The sequence below is a fragment of the Pseudoalteromonas sp. 3D05 genome (assembly GCF_002723455.1).
Classification (GTDB): domain Bacteria; phylum Pseudomonadota; class Gammaproteobacteria; order Enterobacterales; family Alteromonadaceae; genus Pseudoalteromonas.
The window spans coordinates 230,065-245,680 of record NZ_PDUS01000002.1; the positions used below are offsets into that span (position 1 = coordinate 230,065).

The 15,616-nt window shown below is 38.2% G+C and carries 16 protein-coding genes; 4 read left to right on the forward strand and 12 right to left on the reverse strand.

Annotated elements, in window-relative coordinates:
• Window positions 1-5 precede the first annotated feature (5 nt).
• The 3 genes from CSC79_RS03360 to CSC79_RS03370 form a co-directional block, all read right to left on the reverse strand.
• On the reverse strand, window positions 6-509 hold the full coding sequence (locus tag CSC79_RS03360; RefSeq protein WP_099294044.1) for an Mpo1-like protein: 504 nt from the start codon (window positions 507-509) through the stop codon (window positions 6-8).
• A 528-nt stretch (window positions 510-1,037) separates the two neighbouring features.
• Window positions 1,038-1,451: a hypothetical protein gene (locus CSC79_RS03365; RefSeq protein ID WP_099294046.1), complete on the reverse strand. Its 414-nt coding sequence runs from the start codon at window positions 1,449-1,451 to the stop codon at window positions 1,038-1,040.
• A 65-nt stretch (window positions 1,452-1,516) separates the two neighbouring features.
• Window positions 1,517-2,197: a Crp/Fnr family transcriptional regulator gene (locus CSC79_RS03370; RefSeq protein WP_237113947.1), complete on the reverse strand. Its 681-nt coding sequence runs from the start codon at window positions 2,195-2,197 to the stop codon at window positions 1,517-1,519.
• A 48-nt stretch (window positions 2,198-2,245) separates the two neighbouring features.
• Here CSC79_RS03370 and CSC79_RS03375 point away from each other — a divergent pair, with 48 nt between their 5' ends.
• Window positions 2,246-3,535, forward strand: coding sequence for an amidohydrolase (locus CSC79_RS03375; RefSeq protein ID WP_099294049.1), 1,290 nt, complete (start codon window positions 2,246-2,248; stop codon window positions 3,533-3,535).
• 181 nt (window positions 3,536-3,716) lie between these two features.
• Entirely contained in the window at window positions 3,717-4,379 is a 663-nt protein-coding gene (locus CSC79_RS03380; RefSeq protein WP_099294051.1) for a cupin domain-containing protein, read from the forward strand.
• A 91-nt stretch (window positions 4,380-4,470) separates the two neighbouring features.
• On the opposite strand, the gene CSC79_RS03385 is transcribed toward CSC79_RS03380, so the two are convergent.
• Window positions 4,471-5,280 (reverse strand): sulfite exporter TauE/SafE family protein, encoded by an 810-nt coding sequence (locus CSC79_RS03385; protein ID WP_099294053.1) that lies wholly within the window; start codon window positions 5,278-5,280, stop codon window positions 4,471-4,473.
• Window positions 5,281-5,661: 381 nt separating this feature from the next.
• Here CSC79_RS03385 and CSC79_RS03390 point away from each other — a divergent pair, with 381 nt between their 5' ends.
• A complete protein-coding gene (locus CSC79_RS03390; RefSeq protein WP_099294055.1) occupies window positions 5,662-6,642 on the forward strand; it encodes a DUF1852 domain-containing protein in 981 nt (326 codons plus the stop codon).
• 42 nt (window positions 6,643-6,684) lie between these two features.
• The gene (locus CSC79_RS03395; RefSeq protein WP_099294057.1) at window positions 6,685-7,713 is read left to right on the forward strand and encodes a methionine synthase; all 1,029 of its coding nucleotides are present in this window, start codon (window positions 6,685-6,687) and stop codon (window positions 7,711-7,713) included.
• A gap of 161 nt (window positions 7,714-7,874) precedes the next feature.
• On the opposite strand, the gene CSC79_RS03400 is transcribed toward CSC79_RS03395, so the two are convergent.
• The 8 genes from CSC79_RS03400 to CSC79_RS03435 all read right to left on the reverse strand — a co-directional run bounded on the left by CSC79_RS03400 (window position 7,875) and on the right by CSC79_RS03435 (window position 15,518).
• On the reverse strand, window positions 7,875-9,119 hold the full coding sequence (locus CSC79_RS03400) for an erythromycin esterase family protein (RefSeq protein ID WP_099294059.1): 1,245 nt from the start codon (window positions 9,117-9,119) through the stop codon (window positions 7,875-7,877).
• Between the two features lie 18 nt (window positions 9,120-9,137).
• Window positions 9,138-9,680 carry a cytochrome b gene (locus tag CSC79_RS03405; protein WP_099294061.1) on the reverse strand — a complete coding sequence of 181 codons (543 nt, stop codon included), beginning with the start codon at window positions 9,678-9,680 and terminating at the stop codon, window positions 9,138-9,140.
• A 146-nt stretch (window positions 9,681-9,826) separates the two neighbouring features.
• Complete coding sequence (locus CSC79_RS03410) at window positions 9,827-10,648, reverse strand: LytTR family DNA-binding domain-containing protein (protein ID WP_099294063.1); 822 nt, start codon at window positions 10,646-10,648, stop codon at window positions 9,827-9,829.
• Between the two features lie 262 nt (window positions 10,649-10,910).
• Window positions 10,911-11,255 (reverse strand): lactoylglutathione lyase, encoded by a 345-nt coding sequence (locus CSC79_RS03415; RefSeq protein WP_099294065.1) that lies wholly within the window; start codon window positions 11,253-11,255, stop codon window positions 10,911-10,913.
• A gap of 39 nt (window positions 11,256-11,294) precedes the next feature.
• Window positions 11,295-11,738: a hypothetical protein gene (locus CSC79_RS03420; protein WP_099294067.1), complete on the reverse strand. Its 444-nt coding sequence runs from the start codon at window positions 11,736-11,738 to the stop codon at window positions 11,295-11,297.
• A gap of 174 nt (window positions 11,739-11,912) precedes the next feature.
• On the reverse strand, window positions 11,913-13,730 hold the full coding sequence (locus tag CSC79_RS03425) for a GGDEF domain-containing protein (protein ID WP_180270381.1): 1,818 nt from the start codon (window positions 13,728-13,730) through the stop codon (window positions 11,913-11,915).
• A 38-nt stretch (window positions 13,731-13,768) separates the two neighbouring features.
• The gene (locus tag CSC79_RS03430) at window positions 13,769-14,650 is read right to left on the reverse strand and encodes a hypothetical protein (protein ID WP_099294071.1); all 882 of its coding nucleotides are present in this window, start codon (window positions 14,648-14,650) and stop codon (window positions 13,769-13,771) included.
• Between the two features lie 340 nt (window positions 14,651-14,990).
• Window positions 14,991-15,518, reverse strand: coding sequence for an outer membrane beta-barrel protein (locus CSC79_RS03435; protein ID WP_099294073.1), 528 nt, complete (start codon window positions 15,516-15,518; stop codon window positions 14,991-14,993).
• Between the last annotated feature and the right edge of the window lie 98 nt (window positions 15,519-15,616).

Consider the following 15,616-nt stretch of genomic DNA (forward strand, 5'->3'; position numbering starts at 1 on the left):
GCTTATTAAGGTTTAGTTGGGCCCGAGATAGTTTCAATTTTTTGTTCTAAATCACGATATAAGCCTAGCAAAAAAAGCGCTTCAGCAAGGACATATAATGGACCAATAATTAAACCTACTATATCATCAACAAAAACGGGCTTTTTACCTTCAAAATAATGACCTACAAACTGCAGTATCCAACCTATTGCAAATAAGCTGATGCTAATAATTAGCCATTCATGAAAGCTTAATTCAGAGATTACGGTTGCAGCTAAGCCCATTACAACTAAAATTGCTGTCATTATTAAACCTAACGAAAGGCTCAAAACTAAGTAGTAAACTCCGCAGGCCAAAATAAATACATGAGCACCATTGATTTCATATCCTGTAAAAGTAAGTTCAATTCGGGCGAGTAAACAGAGCACAGCAAACACAATCATTGGTATACCAAAAAAGTGAGTCAGTACATTTCTTTTTGAGCGATGATAAAGCCCATAATTACCTAATTGCTGCTCAAGTGTTTTCATGATTTTTCTCTTGTTATTATGCATGAATCCAGAGTAACAAATTAAATTAGGTATGAATGTCGGCTACACGACATTCTAGGGTCTGTTGACCTTTCAAGGTTAAATTTGCAGCAGTCTGTTTGGTATTTAGTCAAGGCAGCGCCTGTGTGGTGTGGTTATTCCCCATAAATAGGTGATAACACAGCATCAATGCCAAACAGGCGCTGCCCTTCGGGTTCTGCTTAGGGGCGATTTACTCTTTGTTGCTCGGTTTTGACTTAGCCCACTAGGTTACAAACCTCGCGCCGCGATTAAACCGCCCCTAGTTTGAACAAATTTTAATCCGCAAAGGTCAACAGACCCTAGCTTAGCTTGAAATCTGCTAAAGAGTAATAAATAACAGATTATTTATCCGTCTCCAGTCGGAGACTTTTTGGAATCACAGGTAAATTTAAGAGCCAATAGCAGCTCTATTGTAAGTAAATTCAACGCAGGTAGCGTTAAAAGTAGCCGCTTGAGATAGTTTCATTATCCAGGCTTTAGGTTAATTTAAACCAATGCACTAATTATTTTTCCCTTTTCATGCTCAGGTAATGAGTCCATGCGCTCCCTTCCTTTTTGAAACTCCTGCTCTAACATTTTTTGCAACGCATCCATCTGCGCGCTCAAGTCTGTGTCATCATTGGATTGCATTTTTTTGGCAAGATCTTCTATTGCCGCTTTTAACTCATCAATTTTTTCTTTATCAACGCCCAAACGTTGATAAACCAAGGCTTCTTTAGCTTCTTCTAAAAAACTCTTATCATAATGGGGAGACTTTAACTGTGCGGCAATATCAGGCTGGCTATTTTTGGCCGCTTCAGTGATTACTGCGACGGGTCTTGGTGGTACTTGAATCTCTGCAGCACTTGGTGCTGTATAAGGCTTTACTCGGTATTGATTATTAAATAAATGCCCCATCATCGCAAAACTTCCCTTTCGTATTTTTTAAGATAAGAATACGCAGCAAGTTTTACACCAAGTTTCATTTATAGGTTCAGATTTGATATTGCTAATAAGCCAGGTTTATCAATAATGTCGATTCGTTGATAATGTAACGCAATCACCTTTTGCTGGCGTAAATGTTGTAATATTTGATTAACCGTTTGCCTGGTAAGATAAGTCATATCTGCAAGTTGTTGTTGCGACATCACTATCGAATACGATTGTTTATCGTATGACGCGACCAATAGCAGGCGTTTACATATCTTCTGTAGTGCAGACAATAGTGCATGATCTTCTAATGAAGAAAAAACTAACCGCATTTTTTGTGATAAGAGAACGCCAAAGTCTCGCCAATAGATTGGAGATTGCTCTACAAGCCGCGATAAACAACGCACTGTAATATGCACGAGTCGAAGTGGTGTTTGGGCATAAACATCATGCGTACGGGTACCGCCATCAAAAAGAGCCACTTCACCAAACCAAACACCTTGAGGAATAAAACTCAATACAGCCTCTTTGCCTTCACCATTAACGCCACTGACGCGCGCGACCCCCTTTAAAACACAATACAGACCACAGTTACTATCACCGCGCAAAAACAGAGCCTCTCCTGCATTTTTAGTAACAATTTTTGCGTTTTCTAATAGTGCGGCTTGTAACTCTACAGCGCAGTTATTAAACCATTCACCTTGGTTAATTATCGCCTTATCCTGTTCATTCAGCATAAGTTACTCTACATTGACTTTGATAAATCAATAATAAAAGGGAATCTCATGTTACACAAAATTATTTATACCAGTGTATTTTTTGCTGCAATGACAGCGCCTAGTTATGCAAATAACATTGATAATGCATTAAAGCAGGCTAATTTGAGTGTCAGTGAAAAAGTCATCACATGGCGAAGACATTTGCACCAATACCCAGAATTAAGTAATCGTGAATTTAAAACCGCGCAATACGTTACTAAACATTTAAAGATGTTAGGTCTAGAAGTGCAAACAGGCATTGCACATACCGGGGTTGTGGCACGATTAAAAGGCGGTAAAAAAGGGCCACTTGTTGCCTTACGCGCTGATATGGATGCCCTTCCAGTAACCGAACAAGTTGATCTTCCATTCGCTTCAACACAAACTTCAACATACCGTGGCAATGAGGTCGGCGTCATGCATGCTTGTGGGCATGATACCCATGTAGCTATTTTAATGGCTGTTGCTGAATCGCTCGTACAAATAAAAGAAGATTTAGCTGGCGATATTTTATTCGTTTTTCAACCTGCTGAAGAAGGTGCCCCCGACGGTGAGGAAGGAGGTGCAGAGCTAATGTTAAAAGAAGGCCTGTTTAAAGAAAAGCCCGCTGCAGTGTTTGGTTTACATGTCACCAGTTCACTCAACACTGGTCAAATAGGATTTCGTGCTGGCCCTTTAATGGCAAGTGAAGATTCTTTTACGATTAACGTAAAAGGCCGTCAAACGCATGGCTCAAGACCATGGAATGGTGTAGATCCAATTGTAGCATCATCACAAATTGTCATGGCAACACAAACAATTTCATCTCGTCAGGTAGATGTGACTAAAGCCCCGTCTGTTATCTCTTACGGGGCTATCAATGGCGGGGTTCGATCTAATATTATTCCTGATAATGTGGAATTAATAGGCACTATTCGTACATTTGATCAAGCTATGCGCGCCGATATAAAAACGCGTCTAACCAAAACCGCCGAGCTTGTGGCGGAATCTGCAGGCGCACAAGCAGATGTTCATATCGATCATGGTTACCCTGTCACTATAAACAATGTAGAACTCACTGAAAAAATGACGCCTTCATTAGCAAGCGTTGCAGGGGCTGAAAATATTATAACCACTGATTTAATCACAGGCGCTGAAGATTTTAGTTATTATGCATTAGAAGTACCGGGGTTATTCTACTTTCTAGGTGTCACTCCTCGAGATCAAAACGCCAAAACAGCACCTAGTAACCATTCTCCACAGTTTTTTGTAGATGAAGAAGCATTGCAACTCGGTGTTGAATCAATGACGCAACTCGTTGTTGACTACCTAAAATAAAATACATAAAAAGTTAGTCAAGGCCACCTAAAATATTGAGCTTACATAAATAGAAATCTCAGCTCAGTGTAACTATGCTTACATTGAGTTCTATTCTAAATTATATGAGGTGAACTTGGCTAAAGCTTGATGCGTATAAAAAATTTTTTTATATACACTAGAATCTGTTGATAAGGCACCCATGCAACATATTAATTTAGATTTCAGCCAACAGGTTGTAATAAACAGCGAACACCAAACATGGCAGCCTAGCCCATTAAAGGGAGTAACACGTAAAATTCTCGCCCGAGAAGAAGCTGAAAGCGGTCATGCCACCAGCATTGTGCGATATGATCCGGGGTCACACTTTAAAAGCCACAATCACCCTCTCGGCGAAGAGATTTTTGTCCTTGAAGGTGTATTTAGTGATGAACATGGTGATTATCCTGCTGGAACATATATTCGTAACCCCCCAGGCAGCACCCATCAACCTTTCAGTGAATCAGGATGTACCCTGTTTGTTAAGCTGAACCAGTTTCTACCTGATGACGGCGTTACTGTAAGAATTAATACGCTTGAGACACCTTGGCAACAAGGCCAAGGTGGGTTACAGGTTATGCCACTACATCAGCATGATGTTGAACACACTGCTTTAGTTAAATGGCCCGCAGGAGAAATTTTTGTCCTGCATAGGCACTTTGGTGGTGAAGAGATTTTGGTCTTAAGTGGTATATTTTGCGATGAACATGGACAATATCCAAAAGGCACATGGATACGCAGTCCACATATGAGCGAGCACCATCCCTTTGTAGAACAAGATACGGTTATATTAGTGAAAGTGGGTCACCTAGGTACTCGTAGCTAACATGTAAAGTCAACAGAACCACTTTTCCCTTTATTAACACAATTACAAGCAGCGTATTTATCTACATGATGTTTATACGCTGCAACTGCTTTTAATTAATCAGCATATTTGCTGCCATAACAAATAACAGTAATGAGAATATCTTTTTGATTGTTTTGACTGGTAGATAGTGTGTTGCACGAGCACCAAGGGGTGCCGTAAACCATGAAGTACAAATAATGCCTATTAAAGCCGGTATATAGACAAAGCCTGCAAACCCATCATTCAATGACAAATAAGACCTCCCTGTACTAATATACCCAAGCGAGCCAAATAAGGCGATGACGATACCGCATGCAGAAGCGCAACCGATCGCTTTTTTCATATCGATTGAGAAAAAAGTCAGTAAAGGCACAAGTACAGCTCCCCCACCTATCCCTATCATCGCCGACAGTCCACCTGTAAGCATTGTATAAACGCTAAGAAGCCATTTATTGGGTATTCTGTGCGAACTTGATGAATCTGCATTACCGCCAAACAACATTTTCAGTCCAATTAATACAACACTGACAGCAAATACCCAGCGCACAATCTGTTCAGGCAGCAGTGCAGCCATAAAGCCACTAAGTAGTGCACCAAGCGCAACTCCTGACATGATCCAGGGTGCTATATCCCATGGCACATTCCCATTTTTGTGATGTGCAATAGCTGAAGATGTTGACGTAAATAAAATAGACGCAAGTGACGTCGCGATCGCAACCAATACGACTTGTTCAGTTGGTAGTACTTGCCAGTAAAGCAAGATGCTACTCAGAATAGGCACAATAACTAACCCCCCGCCAATTCCTAATAACCCAGCTAAAAACCCAACACCACTGCCTAATAAAGCACAAGCAACAACTATCGATACTAATTCACTCATTCCATTCGTCTCTTTTATTATTGGTAACTATACCCACGCTAAAGTATACCAATACAGCCTGGCTTATCTGGCAAAAATAGTGACGATGACAGACGAATAATCTTCATATTTGAAATGAAATTAATGCATGTAACTCACGCCACCTATAAACGTCTAGCCATCTAAAAGCATTTAATACATATAATCCTTTTGAAAAAGCATAAATACCATTAAAGCCATCTCCTACAATAAAAAGTCATGAATATGACTCATGTTTGATGTGAAATTATACCGTTTTTATTCATGTACCGATCCACGTATAAATAATGCAACTTTCAACGCCACACAGTGGCGGTTGAACCATTACATTCGTAGAAATACACAATATTGGATACACACATTATGAGTACAGATTTTTCATTTACATTAAAGCGTATCAATCTAGATGAGCATTATGAACCTTCAGACAATACACGCATTACCACCAACTTTGCTAACTTAGCCCGTGGCCACCATCGTCAAGCAAATTTACGCAACGCCTTAAAAATGATAAATAATCGTTTTAATGCATTAGCTAATTGGGATAACAGCACAGGAGAGCGGTATTCAGTTGAGCTTGAAATTATTTCGGTCAACATTGATGTGGCAGGCAGCGGCCAAACTTTTCCATCAATTGAAGTTTTAAAGACTTATATTATCGACCATACAACCAATAAACGTATTGAAGGCATTGTTGGCAATAATTTTTCGTCTTATGTACGAGATTATGATTTTAGTATTTTATTGCAAAATTATAATAAAGATCAGCCAACTTTTAGCATCCCAGATAATTTTGGTGAACTGCATGGCAAGCTGTTTCAATATTTTGTAGATTCATCCGTTTATAAGCAAAATTTCTCGAAGCCGCCAGTTATTTGCTTAAGCGTGTCTGATAATAAAACCTATCATCGCACTGAAAATCAGCACCCTGTATTGGGCGTTGAGTATCAACCTAACGACACCTCATTAACTGAACAATACTTTAAAAAAATGGGCTTGAATGTGCGTTACTTCATGCCCCCAAATACCGTCGCACCGCTGGCATTTTATTTTGTTGGTGACTTACTCAATGACTACACCAGTCTTGAGCTTATAAGCACTATCAGTACTATGGAGACATTTCAAAAGATTTATCGTCCAGAGATATATAACGCCAATGCTGCTGCAGGTAAAGCATATCGCCCAAGTTTAAAAAACCAAGATCATTCGCTAACACAAATAGTGTATGACCGACAAGAGCGCAGTCAATTAGCAACAGAGCAAGGTAAGTTTGCCCATGAGCACTTTATTAAGCCCTATCAAAATGTGCTTGAGCAGTGGTCTGCTAATTTTTCACAGCCATAGTCGGCCAATACCTTCGGGTTAATCTATTTTTGAGAAACAAGTATGAATACACTATTACCTACTTCAACTGCTGGCAGCTTACCAAAACCATTGTGGCTAGGTGAGCCTGAGACTCTGTGGTCACCATGGAAATTACATGATGACGAATTAGCTCAAGGAAAGCTCGATGCATTACGCTTGTCGCTTCTCGATCAGAAGCAAGCAGGGATTGATATTGTCAGCGATGGCGAACAAACACGACAGCATTTTGTTACCACATTTATTGAACACCTTAATGGTGTTGACTTTGAAAAACGCCAAACCGTAAAAATTCGTGACCGCTATGATGCCAATGTACCAACGGTTGTAGGTCCCGTTAGCCGGCAAAAACCGGTGTTTGTTGAAGACGCGAAATTTTTGCGTAAACACACAAATCAACCAATTAAATGGGCGCTACCAGGCCCAATGACCATGATTGACACCCTCTATGACGCGCATTATAAAAGCCGTGAAAAACTTGCATGGGAATTTGCCAAAATTCTAAACCAAGAAGCCAAAGAGCTTGAAGCTGCAGGTGTCGATATCATCCAATTTGATGAACCCGCATTTAATGTATTTTTTGATGAGGTAAATGCGTGGGGCATTGCCTGTTTGGAAAGAGCTATTGAAGGACTAAAATGCGAAACCGCAGTGCACATTTGCTATGGCTATGGTATTAAAGCCAATACAGATTGGAAAAAAACGCTGGGCTCTGAATGGCGACAATACGAAGAAGCATTCCCTAAACTACAACAGTCAAGTATTGATATCATTTCGCTTGAGTGCCACAACTCACACGTGCCGATGGAATTACTCGAACTCATTCGTGGCAAAAAAGTAATGGTCGGTGCCATTGATGTTGCAACGCACCACATTGAAACACCTGAAGAAGTAGCTAATACCCTTCGTAAAGCATTGCAATATGTTGATGCAGATAAACTCTACCCTTGTACCAATTGTGGCATGACTCCCCTGCCCCAGCAGATTGCTAACGCGAAACTCAATGCTCTAAGTGCAGGCGCGGCAATTGTAAGAAGTGAGCTTTCAGCTTAGCTATTAGCCTCTTACTTTAATTATTCATTAAGGTAAGAGGCTAATAGCGCGCAGACACCTGATCTTAAAATGAGATTAATTTATACTCAAGCCAATGCAAAATGCAGCATTCAGCGTTTTACAGGGGCTAAATATCAAGGGGTTTGGTTTAAAATAGCCTATCAATTGCTTGCTGATACCTTGTTTAGTAAAAACACACCGTCAAAATGGTTGCGCCACAAGTTAACAGGAATCGAACTTGCAGGTATATATTCATGACCAGACAAAAGAAGCCCATGTTGCTTTGCGGTAGTAAACTGTTTGGGTTGTATAAAAATAGCCTGAGGCACATCTGAAAATGTATCGTTAAATGTATAAGCCAGATGTTGATCATTAATTGGCGGTATTTTCTTTATTGTGCCATCTCTAAATTCACGATACTCCCCTGACATGGCTGCAAAATTCACAATGTAACTTTCCTGACCATAGGCTTTATCCAAAGCAGTGGTCACATTATTCGATCGCGAGTCTAAATAGCCTTGGCGATTAACATGCACATAGTGACCCCATATTATGACTTTTTGATTTTTATAAATATTTTGTAGTAACCAATGTATGTTATTTGCCATGACCAGATCGTGTTCATCAAAACGACGAACAGAATAATGAACTTCAAATAGACGAATTACTCCCTCTAGCAATCGTGCGTAATAACTGGGTGAATCAAACTCATGGGCTTTATCCGCACCATTAAGTGCATCCATATAGTCATAACCGGTTTGTATGTGTTGTTTAATTTGCATTTCATTCAGTGATACAAAGTTGCGTGATAGTGTTGCTTGTAATTGCTTTGAAAATATAGGCCACTCAGCCAAGAGAGAGTCTGAAACGGGTATCGATTTTACTTGTTTCTCAAGCTGCCTTACAAAACGTGTTAGCGAAAATTCACCGCTTAATCGTCCATCAAAACCTGACAGCGCTAGTGGATTATGCGTTATAAGTTGCGAATCTATGTAGTCCATTAAATCTAAAAAAGCAGGATCTTTAGCGTATGAAAAAAATATATTTCCAGCAGCCATATTCGTAATTCGTTTATCCTTTGTGTTACGAGAGGCCTTGTCCATTTCATTGACATCAAACAAGCCACTTTCTAAAATTAAAGCATCAAAATCATGGTGTTGATGCAAATACTTTACTAACCGAGATTTCAGTGCAAAGACCTCATGTTCGCCATGGGTCAGCTCATCTAAATAAACAATCCGTTTATCTGCTATTGCATCGCCAAAATGTGTTAAATCACTGAAATCATCAGTGTCAGTTAAATCGATTTTAACATGCGCTTTCCCATTGACTGTGCAAGTGAAAAGCAATCCACACCAGAGCAATACTCTAAAAATCCAACTAATTTTACTGTCATCGTACATCATAAAAATTCCTTGTTATTTTTAATGGGTGTTTTTAGCTTTTATCATAGCGCTAAGCGTATTATCTTTATCAATAAAGTGATGCTTCAAAGCGGCAAATACATGAACAATGACAAGCGCTGTCATTAAATACCCTAAGTAATAATGGACTGCTTTGCCTAGATCGCTGCCAGCTTGATTGTACGCGAGCACTTCAGCCTTTTCGTTATAGCGAGATGGAATAACTTCAATACCAAAAACATCAACGCCGAAGCCACCTAATCCAGAGTAAATAAGCCCAGATACTGGCATTAAAACACAGGCTATTAATAGAAACTGATGCATATACTGAACATATTTTTCGTGTGACGTTCCCTTTGCTGAGGATGGCCATGGATTATCTTTTCGGTGATAAAGACGAATGATAACGAGTAAAAATGCAATAACACCAAATGCTTTATGCCAGTCATACAAGGCATAGTCATTACCATCAGCCATATATATACCTGATCCGAGTAAACCAATAATAAAAAATGCACTTAACCAGTGCAAAACACGTGTAACCTGCTGAGTTTGATATGCCATAATTTGTACCTGTGAGTTTTAATTCGAAGTGCAGTGTATGCGCTGCAGCCCTTAAAAACAGTGACTTTGGTACGAATGAACATTTTAAGGGGCCAATAAACTAAGTTGATAGACAAAGTGATCAATACTCGTTTACAGCGGTTGGGTTAACGCGCTTTTATTGGGTAGTCAATTAACTGCTCTTTAATGCTATTTTTATAGCGTTTGCTTATATTAATCTCAGAGCCATTACTTAATGTTGCTATCGCGTGTCCAGAGGCTTGATTATTGAGAGCACAAATATATTTTAAGTTTACAAGGGTACTTCGGTGGCATTGGCAAAAGTACGAAGGTGCATCAAGCTGTATTTTTTTCAAGCTACTTCTTTTTAAAAACTGCCCATGTATACTTTCTATTTCAATATAATTACCTGCGGATTTTATAAACCAGATAGACTCCATATCAAGTTTATAAGGGCGGCCTTTATGTTCTAGGTTAATGTATTCGCTTTTAGTGGTAGGTTCATCACATACATTAATTGCAGTATTTTTATCGTCCATTACAAATAAATACCAATACAAACAGGTAATCATAAAAATCCCTATTTGCTTAGGCAAGTACAGCACAAAGTAACCAAAAAGATCAGCTTTTAAATAGCTATAATCAAAGCTAATTTGCAAAATAACAGAGCTCAAAACCATAGGAAAACCTACAGTCAAAAAGCATTTGATGAGTGATTGACGCCCTGAGTAATAAGAAAAATACACCAAGCATATTGGCGCAAAAAGATACCACACTCCGGTGTTTTTTAGCCACCATAGAACATGATCTATAAAATCAGTGCTGAGTTTGGAAACAAACTGCCAATAAAATACGCTATAAACAAAAATAAAGACCAAGTAAATAACACCAAATATACCGAGGTATTTTAATCCATTTGTGAGTTTTGGCTGGGCTGAAAAATTGAAGGTGGGTGCAGTTCGATCCATGTGTAACTCTTTATCTATGCGCTGTTTAAATTAAAACTCGCCTAACATCTTCGTTTAATAACCTTATTCATTAAAATAGTATCGACAAGACAAACGATACACAACCCAGCTTTAAATTTATCAACAAATTATTATGGATGAATTTAGTCCGTTTAGTTATAAAAGCTCGTCAGTATCACTACAGATTCTTATGCATAAACGCGGCCTAATATGTAACACCTGACACCATGACATTTTATACATTACAAGCTAATTGTCATCACTAGCTGAACTCAGTAATATGCCAGAGCTCACCTGCTGGTCCCCACAGATAGATTACTTTTCCCCAAGGCTCTGTTTTAATAGGTTCAAATTTAATATTAAACTCATGTAGCTTTTTCACCTCTTCAAACACCACGTTAATATCAGTAACTGATAATTGCAGCATTAAGTTTTTTGCAAATTGTTCATTGTAAAATCGCTGTAGAAAAAAGGCACATCCGCCGTTTTCAAACAACGATAAATCATCTGTCACATAATCCATTTTAAAGCCGAGTGCCTGATAAAAAGACTGCGACACTGCATAATCTTTACAGGGTATAAACACGCGAATATCATCTACATCCATAACAGTTCCCTCGTTATTGTTGCTTAAAAAATCTAGCGCTTAGAGATTGTTTGGCCACTGAGATTTTGATATACACTTAAAAATCCACAACCAAAAAAAAGGCAAAACAAGTATTTCTAAAAACACACCAATTGAACCAATATCACCGTAAAATAGAGACACATGTAAAAACCGATAAATTCCTATAGGGTCTAAAATAAAAGCGTTTATATTCCCCTGAAACAACATCGAAAATAATACGATACAGCAACTAACCATCCACATCCGCGTACGCTCATAGCAGAAAATAAGATAAGCAGGTAAAAGCGCAGCTAACCCAATTCCAAAAAAGTTTTGCGCTATATGATAAAAGTGAAAGTTGTCCTGCCAATCAAACCACCAAAAAAATTTTCTAGCGCTTGCGATACCAATCATACTAATTGTTATCAGGAAATACAGATAACCAAGCACTCCAGTAAAAATAATACTTTTGATAAATGCCATACGAACCTATTCATTAAATCAATATAAATTAGCAGCCTAGCAACTATTTAAAATCTTATAACACATTCCGATTTATACTGGGCGACTTGGCATACCATTAGCTCCAAGCACATCGTTACTCAATAACAATGAACCAACTAAGGCCCGTCTTGTTCACCGTAAATTACATTGGACTTAATAGTTTAATGTTCTTTCAATGTTGGTCGAAGCGTGAAGTGTCTGTTGCGCTAAGTGAGCACGATAATGTTTTACTACATCTTTACTTTGGTGGTGCAAAATTGAATTACCAGCTTTAATACCCACCCAGGCATCTCTTTGATTTTCTTTTGCTAAATATAAACCACCATCTGCCAATTCGATAATTTGTTCCCAATTGTATAAATCTGGTTCTGTTGCTAACAATGGGTAACAAGCAAACCCAATTGAGCACGTTACGTTTAGGCTTTCGTCGTTATTTAACTTGAAAATGTGGCTGGCAACTACACTGCGCAACGTCTCTGCTATTTGCTCGGCTGCACAATAACTGACATTTTTAATTACAAGCAGAAACTCTTCTCCTCCCCAGCGAATGAGTAAATCTTCGCTGCGAATTTGTTGCCTTAAAATATTAGAAAATTGCTCCAATACTTGATCACCAACATTATGACCAAAGGTATCATTTATGTTTTTAAATTTATCAATATCAATTAAGGCAAATACTAAACGCTGGCGCTCTGTGTTAATTGGTGGAGAATTAAAATCGATTAGCAATTCATCTATAACACTAAAAAAGTAATGACGATTGTGTAAATCAGTTAAACTATCAGTAAAACTCATTGCCTTTAATCGCTCATTACTTTTTGCTAATTCTTGTGTTCGCTCGTTAACGCGCTGTTTTAATACCACTAAATAACGCTGGTTTTGCCACCGCCAATACACAAAACCAACTATACTTAGCAATAGTATGGCACCTAAGACCCAACGCTGTTGTTGCAGTCGATGGTTAGTAAAGGCTTGTTCTTGTTGTGCTAAACGTTGCTCTTTTAACGTATTATCTTTACCGAGCAGTTCAAGCTTCTGGTTTTGTAAATCAAACTTATAATGCGATTCAAGTTGAAGTACCTTATTATTTCGACGTTGCAAACTAAGTGCATCATTACTTAAAGAATAACGTTTTAAATATTTATAGGCTAATTTGTGCTCCCCCAGCTGGCTATATCCTACAGCGATTAAATATTGTAATTGCGCTTGTTCATCTAAAAAGCGAAGACTAGTTGGTTTTTCCAATTGTATCAGTGCAATTTCTATTGCTTGGTTAAATTCACCTGTTTGTAAATGACTATTTGCCGAAGCTAAATAATATTGCAGTTTGAGGCGCGCCTTCGAACCATTTAATTTTTCCATGTTAACCAAACCTAATGCTGTTTTTGCATCCTTTGTATTACCAAGCTTAAGTTCAATTTGAGCTAGATTTACAGCTAAATCTAAATGAATATCCATGGAAGGTGATATAATCTGCAGAGCGTCTTTATTTGCTTTGAGAGCTTGATAATAACTCCCCATTGTTAAATATATTTTGCTCTGCCAAAGGTACATTAAAGCAGCACGCTCCGCATTTTTATTTACATAAAAATTAATTGGGTGCTGGATATAATCGAGTGCCAGTGTGTAACGTTCTAACTCAAGCTCTAAATGGGCTAAATGGTAGTATGCCCATGCAATATATTCCTCATTGCCAACTGATTTAGCCAATTCAAGTGCATAATGGTTTAGTTTTACACCGTCTGCGTAAGCACCATACCGGCGCTTGATCATAGCTTCTATAAAGTAGCTTTCTATTTCAACCTCTTTGGCATTTTGGCTTATAGCGAGTGCTCGTAGCTCTGTTAAATAGCCCATAGTTTGAAGCGTATTACCAAGATTTACATCCGTTTTAAGCTTCGCAAAATACAAATCTAATTGTTTTTTTTCTTCCGAGCCAACCGCAGCAATCAACACACTTGTTTGCAACATAAAAAACAAGCCAAAACTAAAAAAATACACTGTTTTTATCATCGCTCAGACACTACCATTTGTTGGTTAATTGCCTGCCAATCACTCGTTAGATGGTTAATAAAACCAGATTGTTGCAATGCCTTTTTGATTACCCCTCGCTCAGATAACACGGCTAAGCCGCGCTGTAATGCTTGAGCAACTTGCTTACCTTGAGGGTGCGCTTTACTTACTGCAAAATGACGTGTGTCAGGTAGGATTACTTTCAACTTTTTAAGAGGTGTGAATAGTTTACCTTCAAAATTAAGATCTAAATGATCGCTAACACTAAAGTTAATCATCATAGCATCAACAACTTGGGTCTCAACCATGGCTAACATATCTTCCCAAGGTCCGATGTAGCTAATGACGCTTACAGGTGTGTTAACCAATGCACGCCAATCAACATGCCAACGAGGATTAACCACAACTGTCAATCGATTTAACTGTGAAGGTTTCAACGCCTGAGCTTTTTGATTATCAACTGACACATATAAACCAGCTTCATACTGACCAAACTCTATAACCGCATCACTGACGTAAAGAGATCCTCGATAGTCCAGCAAGTCTTCATGCCACATAGTTCGCGCAAGCATTAGACTGCTCCCGTCGATTAAAGAGTCAAATTCAGTTGTATTTACCCAATTTCGCGGGCGAAACTCGACTTTTTTGGTTTCCCCCCCTAAATATAGCGCTTGCTGAAGAAGTATCATCTCAATAATTTCTAGGTGTGACCCATCAGTACTAGGACTAAAATCAGTGATGTCCATAATATCGCGGCCATTAACAAAAGCTGAGTAGCGTTCACTAAAATTTTCACTGCTGATAATATCAATAATTAGTGGTTGATGTGCCTTCATATCACTACTGATAAGCAAAAATAAGAGTAGAAAACGCTTCATTAACAAAAACCTTAGTTAAAAACTATTAGAGATGAATACCCAATGTAGTTTTATTATACAGTAACAACCAAGTAATGTTAACGAAGCTTAAAATTTGCAATTAAATAGTATTGATGCTGTTAAATTTTATAAGGCTAAACACTTATTTTTAACTCTCTGAGGGGGCTTGTTTGAAAGGTTTTACTTAATTACGGCACGCTAAAAATTCATTCGCTTTTTAGCGTGCTATGTCATTTGCAAAATAGAGTAAAAGCTAATACGAGTACAAAGCTTTAATTTTATTGCTGGTTGCTAAAGCCTAAACTTGAGTCTGAAAGTAACTTAGTTTAAAAATGATGTATTAAAAAGCAAAATCTAAACCCAGTGATAAAGGGTTTGCAGCCTGACTATTTACCTTACTTTCAAGGTATTCAACCTTAATACTAAAGCTTTGGGTAATGTTGTAACTCATACCAACACCATAGATTAAATCACTTCCTGTGTTTTTGATTTGTACTGTAGGCGCTGCTTCTTTCCACCAGTGTGTTCTCTCTCCTTTTTCAGTCCACCACATATTGCCTAATTTTGCATAAATTGAAAAATCATTCACAGGGTATTTGGCTAGCACTTCCGCTGAAAAAGCGTCAGCTTGTAACGTGCCAGAGCCATCAAATGGAGAGCTTTCACCTAAATTAAGGTAATTAAGCTCAAAAGAAAAGTTTCTATTTATTATATAACCTGAATTAACCTTATACGTGTTGCTGTTTGCATCGTCATACCCAACAATACTTTTTGAAGCACCTACATAAATCGTTTTATTATCTGTTGCGTTAACATTACAAGAAATGAGCAAAGCACTCATTAAAACTATACCCGTTCGAACAATCATTCGTATCCCTGATTTTTGAAATCAATTAAAAAACATTAAAAAGCCTGTTACACAAATTAATGAAATAAACGCATTATTATAACCATGAAATAGAGTGT